Source organism: Streptomyces lasiicapitis (assembly GCF_014646335.1).
Classification (GTDB): Bacteria; Actinomycetota; Actinomycetes; order Streptomycetales; family Streptomycetaceae; genus Streptomyces; species Streptomyces lasiicapitis.
In genome coordinates, this window is sequence record NZ_BMNG01000004.1 from 145,880 (window position 1) to 162,270 (window position 16,391).

The 16,391-nt window shown below is 72.9% G+C and carries 14 protein-coding genes; 7 read left to right on the plus strand and 7 right to left on the minus strand.

The features are described 5' to 3' along the window. Window positions 1-30: 30 nt before the first annotated feature. Both IEY91_RS09245 and IEY91_RS09250 read left to right on the plus strand, forming a co-directional pair. Window positions 31-2,586, plus strand: coding sequence for a DUF4118 domain-containing protein (locus IEY91_RS09245; protein ID WP_164326709.1), 2,556 nt, complete (start codon window positions 31-33; stop codon window positions 2,584-2,586). A 104-nt stretch (window positions 2,587-2,690) separates the two neighbouring features. Continuing rightward, the gene (locus IEY91_RS09250; RefSeq protein ID WP_189173581.1) at window positions 2,691-3,494 is read left to right on the plus strand and encodes a trimeric intracellular cation channel family protein; all 804 of its coding nucleotides are present in this window, start codon (window positions 2,691-2,693) and stop codon (window positions 3,492-3,494) included. Window positions 3,495-3,512: 18 nt separating this feature from the next. On the opposite strand, the gene IEY91_RS09255 is transcribed toward IEY91_RS09250, so the two are convergent. The 4 genes from IEY91_RS09255 to IEY91_RS09270 all read right to left on the minus strand — a co-directional run bounded on the left by IEY91_RS09255 (window position 3,513) and on the right by IEY91_RS09270 (window position 8,732). Then, on the minus strand, window positions 3,513-4,121 hold the full coding sequence (locus tag IEY91_RS09255; protein WP_164326711.1) for a putative glycolipid-binding domain-containing protein: 609 nt from the start codon (window positions 4,119-4,121) through the stop codon (window positions 3,513-3,515). A 74-nt stretch (window positions 4,122-4,195) separates the two neighbouring features. Continuing rightward, complete coding sequence (locus IEY91_RS09260) at window positions 4,196-6,643, minus strand: polysaccharide lyase 8 family protein (RefSeq protein ID WP_189173582.1); 2,448 nt, start codon at window positions 6,641-6,643, stop codon at window positions 4,196-4,198. A gap of 170 nt (window positions 6,644-6,813) precedes the next feature. Then, complete coding sequence (locus tag IEY91_RS09265) at window positions 6,814-7,740, minus strand: slipin family protein (protein ID WP_189173583.1); 927 nt, start codon at window positions 7,738-7,740, stop codon at window positions 6,814-6,816. 80 nt (window positions 7,741-7,820) lie between these two features. Continuing rightward, window positions 7,821-8,732: a hypothetical protein gene (locus tag IEY91_RS09270; protein WP_229696817.1), complete on the minus strand. Its 912-nt coding sequence runs from the start codon at window positions 8,730-8,732 to the stop codon at window positions 7,821-7,823. 156 nt (window positions 8,733-8,888) lie between these two features. Between IEY91_RS09270 and IEY91_RS09275 the strand changes: the two genes are divergently transcribed. Further along, on the plus strand, window positions 8,889-9,668 hold the full coding sequence (locus IEY91_RS09275) for a class I SAM-dependent methyltransferase (RefSeq protein WP_164326715.1): 780 nt from the start codon (window positions 8,889-8,891) through the stop codon (window positions 9,666-9,668). Here IEY91_RS09275 and IEY91_RS09280 read toward each other — a convergent pair. Continuing rightward, window positions 9,649-10,599, minus strand: coding sequence for a GlxA family transcriptional regulator (locus IEY91_RS09280; protein ID WP_164326716.1), 951 nt, complete (start codon window positions 10,597-10,599; stop codon window positions 9,649-9,651). The two genes, IEY91_RS09275 and IEY91_RS09280, sit on opposite strands and share 20 nt — an antisense overlap. 253 nt (window positions 10,600-10,852) lie before the next feature. On the opposite strand from IEY91_RS09280, the gene IEY91_RS09285 reads away from it, so the two are divergent. After that, the gene (locus IEY91_RS09285) at window positions 10,853-11,506 is read left to right on the plus strand and encodes a DJ-1/PfpI family protein (protein WP_189173584.1); all 654 of its coding nucleotides are present in this window, start codon (window positions 10,853-10,855) and stop codon (window positions 11,504-11,506) included. Between the two features lie 95 nt (window positions 11,507-11,601). Then, on the plus strand, window positions 11,602-12,141 hold the full coding sequence (locus tag IEY91_RS09290) for a hypothetical protein (RefSeq protein WP_164326718.1): 540 nt from the start codon (window positions 11,602-11,604) through the stop codon (window positions 12,139-12,141). Window positions 12,142-12,176: 35 nt separating this feature from the next. Here IEY91_RS09290 and IEY91_RS09295 read toward each other — a convergent pair whose 3' ends face one another. Further along, window positions 12,177-13,214: a hydroxyacid dehydrogenase gene (locus IEY91_RS09295; protein ID WP_189173585.1), complete on the minus strand. Its 1,038-nt coding sequence runs from the start codon at window positions 13,212-13,214 to the stop codon at window positions 12,177-12,179. A 138-nt stretch (window positions 13,215-13,352) separates the two neighbouring features. On the opposite strand from IEY91_RS09295, the gene IEY91_RS09300 reads away from it, so the two are divergent. Together IEY91_RS09300 and IEY91_RS09305 are read left to right on the plus strand one after the other, a co-directional pair. Beyond that, window positions 13,353-14,009 carry a M15 family metallopeptidase gene (locus IEY91_RS09300; protein WP_189173586.1) on the plus strand — a complete coding sequence of 219 codons (657 nt, stop codon included), beginning with the start codon at window positions 13,353-13,355 and terminating at the stop codon, window positions 14,007-14,009. Between the two features lie 561 nt (window positions 14,010-14,570). Next, window positions 14,571-15,494 (plus strand): GNAT family N-acetyltransferase, encoded by a 924-nt coding sequence (locus IEY91_RS09305; RefSeq protein ID WP_189173587.1) that lies wholly within the window; start codon window positions 14,571-14,573, stop codon window positions 15,492-15,494. 33 nt (window positions 15,495-15,527) lie between these two features. Here IEY91_RS09305 and IEY91_RS09310 read toward each other — a convergent pair whose 3' ends face one another. Beyond that, entirely contained in the window at window positions 15,528-16,322 is a 795-nt protein-coding gene (locus tag IEY91_RS09310; protein ID WP_189173588.1) for a dioxygenase family protein, read from the minus strand. Window positions 16,323-16,391 lie beyond the last annotated feature (69 nt).

Consider the following 16,391-nt stretch of genomic DNA (forward strand, 5'->3'; position numbering starts at 1 on the left):
AGTCACCCCCCGAGCGCAGAGACGAGATTCATGGCACGCGGCAAGCTTCGGATCTATCTGGGGGCGGCACCGGGCGTCGGCAAGACGTACTCGATGCTGTCCGAGGCCCACCGTCGTGTCGAGCGCGGCACGGACTGCGTCGTGGCGTTCGTGGAGCACCACAACCGTCCCCGTACGGAAGTGATGCTGCACGGCCTCGAACTGCTGCCGCGCAAGTCGCTGGAGTACCGGGACACGACGTTCACGGAGATGGACGTCGACGCCGTCCTGGAGCGCGCCCCGGCCGTCGCCCTGGTGGACGAGCTGGCGCACACCAACATCCCCGGCTCGCGCAACGCCAAGCGCTGGCAGGACGTCGAGGAACTGCTCGCCGCGGGCATCGACGTGATCTCCACGGTCAACATCCAGCACCTGGAGTCGCTGGGCGACGTCGTCGAGAACATCACGGGGGTGCGCCAGCGCGAAGCCGTCCCGGACGAGGTGGTGCGCCGGGCGGACCAGATAGAGCTGGTCGACATGTCGCCGCAGGCGCTGCGCCGGCGGATGGCACACGGCAACATCTACAAGGCCGACAAGGTCGACGCGGCCCTGTCCAACTACTTCCGCCCCGGAAACCTCACGGCGCTGCGCGAGCTGGCGCTGCTGTGGGTCGCCGACCGCGTGGACGAGTACCTCCAGCAGTACCGGGGCGAGCACAACATCCGCTCCACGTGGCAGGCCCGCGAGCGCATCGTCGTCGGCCTCACCGGCGGACCCGAGGGACGCACACTGCTGCGCCGGGCCGCGCGGCTCGCCGAGAAGGGCGCGGGCGGCGAGGTCCTCGCCGTCTACATCGCCCGCAGCGACGGCCTCACCGCGGCCTCGCCCAAGGAACTGGCCATCCAGCGCACCCTCGTCGAGGACCTCGGCGGAACCTTCCACCAGGTCATAGGGGAGGACATCACCGCCGCGCTCCTGGAGTTCTCGCGCGGCGTCAACGCCACCCAGATCGTCCTCGGCGTCTCCCGGCGCAGGGCCTGGCAGTACATGTTCGGCCCCGGGGTCAGCGCGACCGTCGCCCGCGAGTCCGGGCCCGACCTCGACGTGCACCTGGTCACCCACGACGAGGTGGGCAAGGGGCGCAGCCTGTCGCCCACCCAGCGCGCCACCCCCGTCGGCCGCAACCGGACCATCTGGGGCTGGCTGGTCGGCATGGGCGGGCCGATCCTGCTCGCCCTGCTGCTGCGCGGCGTCGCGCCGAACCTCGGCCTCGCCAACGACATGCTGCTGTTCCTGACGCTGACCGTGGCGGCGGCGCTGCTCGGCGGTCTGGTGCCGGCCCTCGCGTCGGCCGCGTTCGGCTCGCTGCTCCTGAACTACTTCTTCACGCCGCCCGTCCACCACATCCTGATCTCCAACCCGAAGAACATCGTCGCCCTGGTGATCTTCGTGCTCGTGGCCGTGGCCGTGGCCTCGGTCGTGGACCTCGCGGCCCGCCGCACCCACCAGGCGGCGCGGCTGCGCGCCGAGTCGGAGATCCTCTCGTACCTGGCGGGCAGCGTGCTGCGCGGCGAGAACAGCCTGGAGTCCCTCCTGGAGACCGTCCGCGAGACGTTCGCCATGGAGTCCGTCGCGCTCCTGGAACGCGAGAGCGACATCTCCCTGTGGACCTGCACGGCCAGCGTCGGCACCCGCCCGCACGTCGGCCGTCCCGAGGACGCCGACGTCGACATGCCCGTCGGCGAGTACATGGCGCTCGCCCTCACCGGCCGCGTGCTGCCCGCCGAGGACCGCCGCGTGCTCGGCGCGTTCGCCGCGCAGGCCGCCGTCGTCCTGGACCGCCAGCGCCTGCAGTCCCAGGCCGCTGAGGCCCGCACCCTCGCCGAGGGCAACCGCATCCGCACCGCCCTGCTCGCCGCCGTCAGCCACGACCTGCGCACCCCGCTCGCCGGCATCAAGGCGTCCGTCTCCAGCCTCCGCTCCGACGACATCGAGTGGTCCGAGGAGGACCAGGCGGAACTCCTCGCCGCCATCGAGGCGGGCGCCGACCGCCTCGACCACCTCGTGGGCAACCTCCTGGACATGTCACGCCTGCAGACCGACACCGTGATGCCGATGGTCCGCGAGATCGACCTCGACGAAGTCGTCCCGCTCGCCCTCGAAGGCATGACCACGCCCGCCGACAGCGTCGTGCTCGACATCCCCGAGGACCTGCCGATGGTCGCCGCCGACAAGGGCCTCCTGGAGCGGGCCGTCGCCAACGTCATAGAGAACGCCCTCAAGTACAGCCCCGCCGACAAGCCCGTCCTGGTCTCCGCGAGCACCATGGCCGACCAGGTCCAGCTCCGCGTCGTGGACCGCGGCCCCGGCGTGCCCGACGAGGCCAAGGAGCGCATCTTCGAGCCGTTCCAGCGCTACGGCGACTCCCCGCGCGGCGCCGGCGTCGGCCTCGGCCTCGCGGTGGCCCGCGGCTTCACCGAGGCCATGGGCGGCACCCTCGCCGCCGACGACACCCCCGGCGGCGGCCTCACCATGGTCCTCGCGCTGCGCCTGGTCCCCGGCCGCCCCCAGATGAGCCCCGACCTGCCGGCGGCCGCCACGTCCTGAGCCCGCCTCCGGTCGCCGCCCGCCTCCCGGTGACGTACGAAACGTAGAGACGTACGAAAACGCAGGGACGTGGCGGGCGGGACCGAGCCGGAAGGCGGGCGGTGATGGCCGAGCTGCTCACGCCGCACGGGGTGGCCCTGGCCACGCGCGGGCTCGACCTCGCCGGGGTGTTCGCGGCGGCGCTCCAGGGCGGCGCCATCGCCCGCACCGAGCGCCTCGACCTGTTCGGGTTCGTCGCGGTCGGCGTGGTGTCCGGGCTCGGCGGCGGGCTCATCCGCGACACCCTGCTCCAGCATGGGACACCGGTGGCGCTGACCGACGTCTTCTATTTGCCGACCGCGCTCGCCGGCGCGCTCATCGCCTTCGTCATCCACATCGGCCAGGACGCCTGGGACCGGCTCTTCACCGCCCTGGACGCCGCGGTCATCGGCTTCTGGGCGGTCGCCGGGGCGCAGAAGACCCTCGCGGCGGGCCTCGGCTGGCTGCCCGCGCTGCTGCTCGGCACCATCACGGCCGTCGGCGGCGGGGCGCTGCGCGACATGATGCTGCGCCGCGTTCCCGCGGTGCTCGGCGGGAACGCGCTGTACGCCTCCGTGGCCGTGGTCGCCGCCGCGATCACCGTCGTGTGCAGCTACGCCGAGCAGCCCACCCTCGGCATCGTGCTCGGCGTCGTCGTGGCGCTGGCCCTGCGGCTCACCGCGTACAAGCGCGGCTGGGGGCTGCCGAGCGGACTCGACTGGCAGCCGCGTTCGCGTTTCGCGGGCGCGCTGCGGCGCAGGCGGCGCGGCGAACCGGTCGTGGAGCGCGCGGGCAGGGCGACGGGACGGAGCGAGGGCTCGGCCCGGCGGCTGCGGCTGCGCGGCGCCCGCGCCGCACCGGGAACCCGGCGCCGGAAGCCCTCCGAGTGACGCAGGTCCGCGAGCGCCTCACCCGCTCGGCCGAACCCGGCCCGGGAGGCGCTCTGGGCGCGCGAGGCGGTGCGCGAGCCCCGGATAGTCGACGACGAAGCCGTCCGCGTCGAACGTGACGTCCCGCTGGTAGTCGCCGGACGTGAAGCGGACCCGCGCGCCGTGCACCGTGCGCTGCAGCGGCGCGTAATGCTGGCGCGACGCGCGCACCGCGAGGTCCGGCACCGACACCCACGCCACCAGGAACCGCCGCTCGCCCTGCGCGGCGGACCGGTGCAGTCCGTGCCGCAGCACCGGCATGGTGTTGGTCAGCGGACACAGCCCCAGGTCGCAGTCCAGCGCCCCTTCGAGCTCGGGCAGCGCCTCGCCGTCCGCGCTCCACTGCCCCGCGCCGTCGCGCACCAGCTCCAACTCCCGTACGCCACGCGCGTCTTCGGCCGTGACGCGCAGCGCGCGCGTCACGAAGTCGTCGCCCGTGTCGAGTTCGTACGAGATCCAATAGGGATCGGGGGCCGTGCCGACGGCGCGGCCGTGCGCCCGCAGCGCACCGCCGTCGAGCTCGGCCCAGGCCGTCTCGTATCCGGTGCTCTCCGTGACCTGCCAGGTGAGGACGCGCGAGATCGACATGGGCGGCACCTTAGCGGCGCGGGCGTGCCCGGACCGGCGGTGGCGCAGGGTGTTCACGCGCGTCGTCGGAGTGTTCACGCGAGCCGCACAGTAACTCTTTGAGTCGCCCCTCTCGTGGGGCCGAGGTCGCCGAACGTGAGTTTCAGGGACGCGCCCGTCGTGGCGGACGTGACGGTGGCGGGCTTGGCGGTGACGGCGGCGACCGGCCGGTTCCAGGTGACGGTGAGACCCGCTCGTGCCGCGCGGGTCGGGTCGCTGACGCACACCACCGCCGTCCCGTCGGACCGCTCGCCGATCAGGACGGCACAGGCGGCACTCGCGGTGAGCGCGCCGGCCGTCCCCGCCGCCCAGAACGTCACGCCGGTGAAGCCGAGCGAGGGCACGCTGATTCCTTGCCGCGCACCGGAGTTGGCGAGGACCCGCAGCCAGTCCGTGGCCGCCGCGCGCTCGGCGGTGCGGGCCGCGCTCGCGCCGGGCAGCAGCATGTACGCGTACGTGCCGTCCGTGGGATCGGTGCCGTGGTCCACGTACAGAGTGAGAAAGGTGCGGGTCAACGGGGCCGTGGAGCCGCCCTTGTTGATGTCGCTCCACTTGCCGGTGCGCTGCTCGCGCCGTGCCTCGACGGTCGCGCCGCCGGGGAGGACATAGCCGCCGTGGCCGCCGACGTGTGCCCACTTGGCGCCGGTGAGCCGCTGCGACCAGGGCGTGGTGGTGGGCTTGGTGACGCCGTCGGCCTGGAAGGGGGCGCGTCCGTCCGGGCCGAGGTTGCGGTTCTCGACGGTCGTCTCCACGGCCGCGCCGTCCGCGCAGGTGATGCCCGCGCCCAGACACACGATCGCGTCGTCCAGACAGAACCACGCCTTGCGCGCGGACAGCGTGCTCTGCAGTCCCTTCAAGTGCTGCCCCAGTACGGCTCGTTGACCGTCGGTGGCACCGCCCACCCAGCTCACGTCCGGCCGCGCCGCGCCCCAGTCGCCGCCCGCCCCGTCCGCGAGAACCTTGCGCGACGCGGTGATGCCGGGCAGCCGGTACGGGTCGACAGTGGGCCAGAAGGCGTCGCTGTACTGGCCGTTGGCGTAGCTGTCGCCCCACCAGGCGAGCAGGCCGGAGCCGGTGTGCCAGCCGCGCAGGTTCTCGCCGTTGCCCGTCTCGTAGTACGTGATGCGGGAGTCGGCCATGCTGATCGACGCGGCCCAGCCGGGGCGGCGGTGCGTGGCCCGCGCCATGTTGGTGAACAGGCGGTGGCCGGTCGGCTCGGGCACGGGCGCGACCGCGGTGTCGTCCTCGACGGCCTTGAGCCGGGCCAGGTGCGCGAGGCTCAGCTGCGGGTTCTTCAGCGGCGGGCTGTAGTAGTCGCGCCGCATCCAGCCCTTCACCAGGCCGCGCCAGCGGGCGTTCTCGGCGGCGGAGGCGCCCTGGCCGAGCAGCGCGATCGACGCCAGGATCGGGTGGCCGCGCAGATGGTCGTCGGCCTGCACCTTCTTGGCGTCGGACGCGGTGACGCCGCGGCTGAGGGCGCGCCCGGCGACACAGTCCATGATCAGGCCGTTGTAGAGGAACGGCGCCCACGCCTTTTCCACGGCGTCGAACACGATCTGCTTCCCGCCGTCCGTCACCTCCCACTGCGACCCGTCGAGCAGCGCGAACAGCAGCCCGAGCCCGCCGAGCAGCACCGATCCGTACGAGCCCGTGTACGGCACCGTGGTGTGCTGGATGAACGAGCCGTCGACGTACAGGCCGTCGCCGCTGGTGACGTACGGGAAGACGGGGGACAGGGCGTCCCGGGCCAGCGCGATCTTCGCCGCGTTCGCGCCGACGACACCGCGCAGCGCGAGCACCCGGCACAGGTCGACGCGGTTGGCGCCGGTGCTGGTGCCGGTGTACTGGGCCACCGCCGAGTCCGGCACGAAGTGGTCGACTGCCGCGCAGTAGCGGGAGATCCGGTCGGCGGACAGCGCGGCGTACATCAGCACACAGACGTCGAGCAGCGCCTGCGGGGCGCCGATCTGCCAGCTCCACCAGTTGCCGAAGCGCGCCTGCCGCTCGTTGTAGACCTGTGTGTACACGTGGTCGAGCCCGGTCAGGACGGCGGACTTGAGCGCCGCGTCGCCGGTCAGGCCGGTGCCCTGCTGGCTGTACGCCTGCGCCATGGTGGCGAGCCGGGTGTAGCTGGTGACGATGTTCGCGGAGTAGCCGAACGACTCCTGGTCAGTGTCCGGTTCGGGGTCCGCGTACGACGCGTCGGGCCACAGCGAACCGGTCGCCGGAGCCATCGTCGCCCTCAACTGCCCTGCTGTGGCGCCGAGTTCGGCGAGGCGGCTCTTGAACGGCTCGGCGGTCGGGCTGAACCCCTCACCCAGGACGAGGGTGCGCCACTTGGCGCGCAGCTCGGCGTACGCGTCGGCGGCTCGGGCCGACCCTCCGGAGGGGGTGGCGTGCGCGACGGCGGTGGGTGCGGCGAGTGCGAGCGCCGAGGTGCCGGTGGTCACGAGGAAGGCACGGCGGGGCCAGGGAGTGGGCATGTGGGCTCCGTGGGCTGGGGTGAGGGCGGGGGAGCGGGGCACGTGCCGGGGTGAGGGCGACCGAGGCGCGGTAAGCGCTTTCTAGCATGCGTACGTTGACGGGCTCAATGGGCGTGACGGAAGTCGACGATGAGTCCGGGCGAGGTGGCTGCGCGAGTCGGCGGTGTGGGTCAGGTGGCCGGTGCGGTGCCGTCCGCCGCCGTGGCCTCAGGTGTTGTGGCCTCGGGTGCTGTGACGTCGCGCGCCGTGGCCTCGGGCGCAGTGGCCTCGGCCTGCGGGACGGTCTCACTTGGCGGGGCTGCGGCCGGAGCCGGCATCGCCGGGAGCGGCGGCTGCTGGTTCGCGGCCCGCTCCAGGAAGCGAAGCAGTTCGACGGGGAAGGGCAGCACCAGGGTGGAGTTCTTCTCGGCGGCCACGGCCACGACGGTCTGCAGGAGGCGCAGTTGGAGGGCGGCGGGCTGCTCGGACATCTCCTTGGCGGCCTCGGCGAGCTTCTTGGAGGCCTGCAGCTCGGCATCGGCGTTGATGACGCGGGCGCGCCGCTCCCGGTCGGCCTCGGCCTGCCGGGCCATCGACCGCTTCATGGTCTCAGGGAGCGACACGTCCTTGATCTCGACGCGGTCGATCTGCACGCCCCAGCCGATGGCCGGGCTGTCGAGCATCAGCTCAAGGCCCTGGTTGAGCTTCTCGCGGTTGGACAGCAGATCGTCGAGGTCGCTCTTGCCGATGATGGAGCGCAGGGAGGTCTGCGCCATCTGCGAGACGGCGAAGCGGTAGTCCTCGACCCGGATGATCGCGTTGGCCGCGTCGACCACCTTGAAGTACACGACGGCGTCGACGCGCACCGTGACGTTGTCGCGCGTGATGCCCTCCTGTGCGGGCACCGGCATCGTCACGATCTGCATGTTGACCTTACGCATCCGGTCCACACCCGGCACGATCATGGTGAATCCGGGCTGGCGCGCACCACCGGAGAGACGGCCCAGGCGGAAGACGACACCGCGTTCGTACTGCTTCACGACGCGGGCGGCCGACATCACGTACACCAGGCCGACGGAGACCGTCGCCGCGCCCGCCGCGAGGAGTTCTTCCAGCATGACGACCCCCTGTCGCTCCGAGCCGTCCGTCAATCAACGATACGCCCGGACACGGGGGCGGGGCGAGCCCCTGGAACGGGTCAGGCGGGGCAGCCGGGTCGCTGCCGGGACTCGTGCAGGCGCGTGTGGTAGCGGCCCGCGGCTTCGAGCCCGGCGGGGTCGAGGCCGAGCGCGCGCACGCGGGTGACGGCGTCGCGCTGCTCCTCGGCGCTGGTGAACAGGCGCTGCGGAAAGGTGCGCGCGGGGTCGGAGGCGGTGACCAGGCCGTGCGCGGCGAGGCTCTGGGCGATGCGGTCGTAGGGGACGGTGCGCAGGACGAACGCGCTGACCCACGGGGGGAGTCGGACGCAGTCGAGCAGGGCGTCGAAGGTGCGGTGCGTGACGTAGCCGATGCCGCCGGTGACGGTGATCAGGCCGACGCCGGACATGGCGCGCGCGAGGCCGGGGCTGGGCGGTACGCGTTCCAGGTTCTCCGCGTACGCCTCGTCGAGGAGGCCGACGGCCAGGGCGTAGGCGGTGGCGTTGGCTGCGGTGTCCACGCCGACCAGGCGCACGGCGTCCGGGCGGCGGCGCGCGGCGTAGAACTCCTTGTCCAGGTCGATGAGTTCGCTTGTGCTGAGCTCCGCCGTCTCCGGTCCGGCGTAGTGCGCGTACAGGTCGGCGAGCGTCAGGTCGTGGTTGAGCAGGGCGGCGTTGATGCCGTACGAGCAGCACAGGTCGAGCACCGTGAACCCGTCACCGGCGCCGTCGCCCCGCGGGCCGGGCGGCGAACCGGCACGCCGTGCCGCGAGCGTGCGGCGGAAGACGCCCTGGGCGTGGTGCGGGATCTCGTACTCGTACGGGGCGAGGCGGCTGAAGTACGACCGCGGGTCGGGCAGGTCGTAGATGTCGTCGAAGCGTGTCTTGCCCGCCATGGGGTCCGCGACGGGGTCCGCCATGGTGTCGGGGGTGTCGGGGCCGTCGGGTGTGCCGGGTCGCCTGCGTGCGCACATGGGTGTGCACCTCCGTGAAATGGGTTCGGGTGTGCGGCAGATGAAGCTCTACCCGACGCCTCAGGGGCCCGGTAGGCCACAAGACGGTTCCCGGCCACCCCGGTCTCGCGGGCCGCCCCGGCTTCTTGGGCCACATCGACTCACTAGGCTGTGCCGGTGTTCACCTCCCAGGGCCCCTCGCTCCGCGAACTGGCCGTACAGGCGCTGTCCTCCACCGAGCACGGCTACGACCTGCTGGCTCCCAAGTTCGACCACACGCCCTTCCGTACGCCCGAGCGCATCCTCGACGCGTGCGCCGAGGCACTGCGTCCACTTGGCCCGTTCGCCGCGGGTCTCGACGTGTGCTGCGGCACCGGCGCGGGCGTGGAGGTCCTGCGGCCGATGTGCCGGGAGCATGTGACCGGCGTCGACTTCAGCGCCGGGATGCTGGCCGAGGCGCGCGCGGCGCTCGCCCCGGGCGACGGGACCGGGAGCACGGGGCCGGCGGTCCACTGGGTGCGGGCCGACGCCCGTGCGCTGCCCTTCAGCGAGGGCTTCGACGTGGCCGTCAGCTTCGGGGCGTTCGGACACTTCCTGCCCGCCGAGCGGCCCGTCCTCTTCGGCCAGGTCCACCGGGCGCTGCGCCCCGGCGGCCTGTTCGCCTTTCCCGTCGGCGCACCACAGCCACTCACGTCACCATGGTACTGGGCCATGCTCGGCTTCGACGGGGCGATGCGGGCGCGCAACCTGCTGTGGCGGCCGCCCTTCGTCATGTACTACCGCACCTTCGGTCTTGCCGGGGTGCGGGCCGACCTGGAGCGCGCGGGGTTCACGGTGGAGCTGCGGCCCCTTGAGGAGTTCGGCCGCCGGGACGACGGCAGCCCGCACTGGCGCCTCGTGGTGGCACGGAAGGCCGCCCGGGGCCGCGAGGGCACGGTCACCTCGGCGCGCTGCTGAACGCCCGCCGGTACGCCTGCGGGCTGACCCCCGCGACCCGCTTGAAGCGGTCACGGAACGCCGTCGGCGAGCCGAAGCCGACCTGCGCGGCGATGCGCTCCACCGGGTGCCCTGTGGTCTCCAGCAAGTGCTGGGCCTGGCGGACCCGCGCACGGTGCAGCCACTGCAGCGGCGTCGTGCCGGTCTGCTCACGGAACCTGCGCAGCAGGGTGCGGCTGCTCAGGCCTGCGTGTACGGCGATGTCGTCGAGGGTGAGCTCGCGCGCCGCGTTCTCCTCCAGCCAGCGAAGCAGCGGTTCCAGCTCGTGGCCGCGCGGGTGCGCCGGGGGCTGGTTGACGATGAACTGGGCCTGCCCGCCCTCGCGTTCGAGGGGCATCACCGAGAGCCGCGCGGAGTCCGCGGCGACCGCCGAGCCGTAGTCGCGCCGGATCATGTGCAGGCTCAGGTCCATGCCGGCGGCCGCGCCCGCCGACGTGAGGATCTGGCCGTTGTCCACGTACAGCACGTCCGGGTCGACCTCGATGTCCGGGTAGGCCGCCGCCAGGTGGTCCGTCGCGAACCAGTGCGTCGTGGCGCGCAGGCCGTTCAGCAGTCCGGCCTGCGCGAGGACGAAGGTGCCCACGCAGATGGAGGCGATGCGGGTGCCGGAAGCGGCGGCCTCGCGCAGCGCGTCCAGGGTCTTCTCCGGCACCGGCGCGGACGGGTCGTGGGTGCCCGGCACGACGATGGTGTCCGCGTCCACGAGCCCGCTCAGGTCGTGGTGCGCCCGCAGCGCGAAGGTCCGCGCGTCGACCTCGGGCTCGGCCGCGCACACCCGCACCCGGTAGGCCTCCCGCTCGCCGGGCAGCCGGGTCCTGCTGAACACGTCCAGGGGCATCGCCAGGTCGGACGGGATGACGTCGTCGAGCGCGAGGAAGGCCACGGTGTGCATGGCGGCAACGTACGGCACCACCGCCGTCCCGCCAACCCGCGCCCTGCGCGCCTCGGGGCCCGCCCACCCCCGGGACCAGCCGTTTCACCGCACGGGAAGGGGCGTACGACGCCATGGCGATATCCCGTTGAAAGCTGTCATTGCAGCCACTGTCGGAGGGTGATCATGCTGGCTAGCCTCGGCTCCGGGAAAGCGAACCGGAGCCCTGCGCCGCCAGGGCCACGACGGCCACCACCAGGAAACGGAACACCGCATGCACGCTCAGGTAGTCCTCTTCGACGGCTTCGACCCGCTGGACGTTCTCGGCCCGCTGGAGGTGCTGTACGCCGGAGGCATCGCGACGGACGGCGGCATCACCGTCGAGCTGGTCTCGGCGGAGGGCGCCCGCGACGTACCGAGCGGACTTGAGCTGGTCACCCTCAGGGCCACGGCGCGGCTCGACCCGGAGCGCGCGGGCCTGATCCTGGTGCCGGGCGCCGCGGGGTCCACCGAGCAGCGCGACCCGGAGGACGACAGCATCCCCTCACGCCTCGCCCGCACCCAGCGGACCGCCCTGCCCGCGCTCCTCGCGGACGCCATGGCGCAGCCGGGCCTGACCCTGGCATCCGTGTGCGGGGGTTCCCTGGTCCTGGCGCTGTCCGGGCTGCTCAAGGGCAGGCACGCCACCGGTCACCACGACGCGCTAGAGGTGCTGTGGGGCCTCGGGGTGTCCGTCGTACGGGCCCGCGTCGTCGACGACGGCGATGTGGTCTCCGGCGCCGGGGTGACCTCGGGGGTCGATCTCGGCCTGCACCTCCTGGAGCGCGAGTTCGGGCCGCGCGTCGCGCACACCGTCGAGGAGATGTTCGCGCACGAGCGGCGCGGGGTGGTGTGGAGCGCGACCGGTATGGAGCCGACGCCGATCTGACCCGGCACGGCCCCACGATCCGACCCGGCCGGGCCCCATGCCGACCTGACCCGGCCCGCCTCGCTCCCGCCGCCGCCCGACCCGAAAGCCTTCCCATGACGAAGCTGTTCCTGATCCTGCACGTCCTCGCGGCCATCATGGCCATCGGCCCGGTCGCCGTCGCGGCCAGCATGTTCCCGCCGGTGCTGCGCAGCGCCCTCGCCGGGCCCGGCGAGGCGGCGCCCGTCACGACACTGCGTACGCTGCACCGCATCTGCCGCGTCTACGCGGGCGTCGGCATCGCCGTGGTCGTCTTCGGCTTCGCCACGGCGAGCAGCATGGGCGTGCTCGACAGCGCCTGGCTGATCACGTCGATCGCGCTGACGTTCATCGCGGCGGTCATCCTCATCGTCCTCGTGCTGCCGCGGCAGGAGTCGGCGCTTGAGGTGGTCGCCGGGGTGCGCGCCCCCGGCGCGGAAGCAGCGGAGACAAGTGGGACCGAGGCGGCCGCCGCCGGGCAGGGCACGGTCGGCGCGGTCAAGCTCGACGCCCGGACCAGCGCCCAACTGGCCATGTTCACCGGCGTCTTCAACGTCCTGTGGGCCACCGTCACCATCCTGATGATCGTCAGGCCCGGCTCCACGACCGGAGGCTGACCCCGGCGCCCCGTCGCGGGCGCGTGGCCTTCCGGTCACGCCAGGAATTCGAGCCGGTCGGCCCGTACGGGATGGGCGAAGCCCTCGCCCGCCGCCCACTGCGCGAGTTCGCGCACCGCGACATCGGTCAGGCGCTGCCACTCGTTGCCCTGCGAGCCCGCGAGGTGCGGGGTGATCAGGGCGTTGTCGCAGTCCCACAACGGGTGCTCCGGAGGCAGGACTTCGGGCTCCGTGACGTCGAGCACCACTCGGATTTGGCGCGCGAGGACCGCTTCGGTGAGCGCGTCCTGATCGACGACCGCTCCGCGCGCGGTGTTGATGAGCACGGCGTCCTGCCGCAGCGCCGCGAGCTGCGACCGGCCGACGAGGCCGCGTGTGGCGGGAAGCAGCGGCGCGTGGACGCTGACGACGTCACTCCGCTCGAACAGTTCCTGGAGGCCGACGGCTCGCACGCCCAGCGCCGCCGCGTCCGCCCCGTCGACGTACGGATCGTGCAGCAGCACCTCGAAGTCGTACGGGCGCAGCAGCTCGACGACCCGCCGCCCGACGTGGGAGGCGGACAGAATGCCCACGGTGCGGCGGTAGTTGCCGACGGAGCGCGGTGTGCCCAGCGGATCGTCGCGGTGGCGCGCGGCCTTGAACGCGTGCGCCCGCTCCAGGACGTGCTTGCCCGAGAGCAGGATCATCGCGACGGTGTACTCGGCGACGGGCAGCGCGTTCGCGGCCGCCGCCGACGACACCTCGATGCCCCGCTCCCAGCAGGCCGGCGTGAGATGGCCGCGTACGGAGCCCGCCGTGTGCACGACGGCCCGCAGCTTCGGCGCGGCGGCGAGCGCGGCCTCGTCGAGGAGAGGACAGCCCCAGCCGGTGATCAGCACCTCGGCCCGGCCGAGCAGCTCCCGGGCCCGTTCTCCGGTGAACTCGTCCAGTACGGGCGGCTGTTGAAGCTCGCAGACATCGGCGAACGCGGCGAGCACGTCGGGGTCGAGCAGGGCCGTCGCGGCGCCGGGCGACATGGCGAGTACGGTGCGGGGGCGGGGGCGGGGGCGGGGGCGGTGCGGTGGGTTGGGCATGCGGGGTGGGGCTCCTCACTTCTGCGGCGCACGATCCGTACGAGTCCTACGAGTCTCGTCCGCGGCGCCGGATCCGTACGAGTCTCGTCTTGCCGAGCCGCTTCCGCATCCGCCGCGCACGGGCGGCATGATCTCCGCATGACTGAGATCACCCTGATGTCGGACCCGAAGGTCGCCGCCGTGCCCGTACGAGACTGCGGCGAACCCCTGGTGGACGTGCGCGGCACGGGCACCCTGCTCGTCGACGAGCGGTACAAGGACCCGGCGGACGCGTACGCGCACTTGCGCGAGGGCGTGCTCCAACGCCTCCTGCACGCGCAGGAGTTGTTGCCGGACGGCCTGCGCCTGCTCTTCGTGGAGGGATACCGCCCGCTGTCCCTGCAGCGCCAGTACTTCGAGGAGTACGCGGCCGGGCTCGCCGCCGACAACCCGTCCTGGACGCCTGACCAGGTGCACGCCGCCGCCAGCCGCTTCGTCGCCCCGCCGGACATCGCCGCGCACAGCGCGGGCGCCGCGGTGGACCTGACCCTCGCGGACGCCGACGGCAAGGAGTGCGACCTGGGCACCGCCCTCGACGCGAGCCCCGAGGAGAGCGCGGGCGCCTGCTACACGGACGCCCCCGGCATCAGCGCCGAGGGCCGCGTGAACCGCAAGATCCTCGGCGCCGCGCTCAGCGCCGCCGGCCTCGTCAACTACCCCACGGAGTGGTGGCACTGGTCGTACGGCGACCGCTACTGGGCGCTGGCGACCGGGGCGGAGCACGCCCTGTACGGGCCGTGGGACGTCAGGCGATGAGGGAACGGCCGGTGGGCGCGAGGCGGAGGGTCCGGGGTGCCGGCGTCCGCTCGCGCTCCATGGCAGGCAGGATCCTCTCCCGCACGAGGGGGTGGGCCCGCGCCTCGGCGAGGTGACGGCGAGCGGCGCGGGGCCCGTCTCGCCCAGGACGGGCAGGAGTTGGTCGCGAATCAGTGTCGGGCCCTCGTCCCGTCCGGGCGGGAAGGACCACACGGCCGCGGACACGAACCGGTCCGGCGCGGGGGCGTAGAAGGCCGTCAGCGCGCGATGGCGTGCCGTCATGTCCGGGAATCCACGCAGCCAGACGAAGCGGTCCGGGTCGTCGAGGTCGCGGAACTGCCCTAGGACGACCATTCCGGCCGCTTCCTGGGTCTCGACGAATTCCCGGTCGAACAGCTCGATCAGCCCGTCGCGCCGCCCGAGCTGCGCCGGGCGATGGCCGAGACGGTGGCCGCGCCGGCCCGGACGTACGGAGTCGGCGGACACCCCGTATGATCTGGCGTATACCGCATCGCATGGCGGCCTCCTGAAGCATCCGAAGCCCGACCGGGAGGTCCACGCATGTCCGCGCCCACGTCCGCGCTCAAGGTACGCCCGTTCCACCGTGACGACCGCGATCAGCTCACCGAGCTGGTGAACAGCCATGTCGCCGCCGTGGTGCCAGGCGTCTCCGTCTCCGTGAACACCGTTCTCGGCCAGTTGGCCCGACAGCCCGACGAGTTCATCACCGACCCGTGGGTGGCCGAACGCGTCACGCTCGTCGCCGAGCAGCGCGCGTTCGTGGTGGCCGCCGCGCACCTGCTGCGCTACCGCGCCGGGGCCGATGTCGGTCCCGACTACCGCGACCTGGGTGAGATCAACTGGTTCGTCTGTCACCCGGCCGCGTCCTTCTGGCCGGACTCCGACAAGGCCGCGGACCTGCTCATGAGCGCCTGCCTCGCGCAGCTCGCCCGCTGGGACGTGCGCGCCCGCGCGGCCGACGGCGCGCTGCCCGCCCCGGCCGTCTACGGCGTGCCGCGCGCCTGGCCGCACGTCCGCGCCGCGTACGAACGCGCCGGTTTCCGGCACACCGGCCACACCGAGGTCGTCCTGATCGCCGCCGTGCCCGACCTGGCGCGCACCGAGCCGCCGCTGCCGGGCCTCGCCGTCCGCCGCAGCCTCGGCGAGTGCGGTACGCGGCTGACCGCGCACGCCGACGGGCACGACCTCGGCTTCATCGAGGTCGACACCGCCCTCGGCCGCCCCGAACGCCAGGCCCGCAACGGCGGCCTCGCCGACGTCGGCAACTTCCACACCGAGCCCGGTCACGGCGTCGACGGGCTTGAGGCCTGGCTCCTGGGCGAGGCCGCCGAGTGGCTGCGCCTCGCCGGGGCCGACCGGGTGCTCGCCTACGAAGCGGCCGACGACCCCGAAGCGATCGCGCGCCTCACGGCTCTCGGGTTCCGGGAGCTGGTGCGGACCGACCGGGGGTGGGACCACGCCTGACCTCGGCGGGGCGTTCAGCCGGTGCGGGTGGGCTCAGCCGAACTGCACCGACCGCTTCGAAAGACCCAGCCACGAGCCCTCGATGACGCTCCGCTGGCTGCCCAGGTCGTCCGCCGCCGCGCCGAGCGTGACCGCGAGCGGCACGAAGTGCTCCTCGCGGGGGTGGGCGTACCGGGCGGCCGGGGCCTTGTGCGCGAAGTCGAGCAGCGCGTCGACGTCACCGGCCTCCAGGGCCCGCCGCCCCCAGTCGTCGAACTCGGCCAAGGGGGAGGGGACTTCGTTCTGGGGGTTGATGGCGCGCAGGTTGTGCGTGAAGTGGCCGCTGCCGACGATCAGCACGCCCTCGTCGCGCAGCGGCGCGAGCCTGCGGCCGATGTCCATCAGCTTCCGCGGGTCCAGCGTCGGCAGCGACATCTGGAGCACCGGGACGTCCGCGTCGGGGTACATCTCCCGCAGCGGCACGTACGCACCGTGGTCGAGGCCGCGCTCGGGCAGGTCCTGCACCGGCATGCCCGGGGTGCGCAGCAGCCCCCGGACCTGCTCGGCGAGCTCGGGGGCGCCGGGCGCCGCGTACCGGATGCCGTAGTAGTGCTCGGGGAAGCCCCAGAAGTCGTAGACCAGCGGCACGACCGTGGTCGCGCCGAGCGCGAGCGGGGCCTCCTCCCAGTGCGCGGAGACCATGAGGATCGCCTTCGGGCGCGCCAGCTCCGTGCCCCACCGGGCGAGCTGGCCGGGCCAGACGGCGTCCTCGGCGAGGGTCGGGGCGCCGTGGCTCATGAAGAGCGCGGGCATCCGCGACACCGGGTGATCCAGGGGTGCGGTGGTCATGGTCGGTCGCCTCCTCGGCAGTGTGATTCAAATTTGAAGCACATGGTCGACCGTACTCGATGGTTCGAA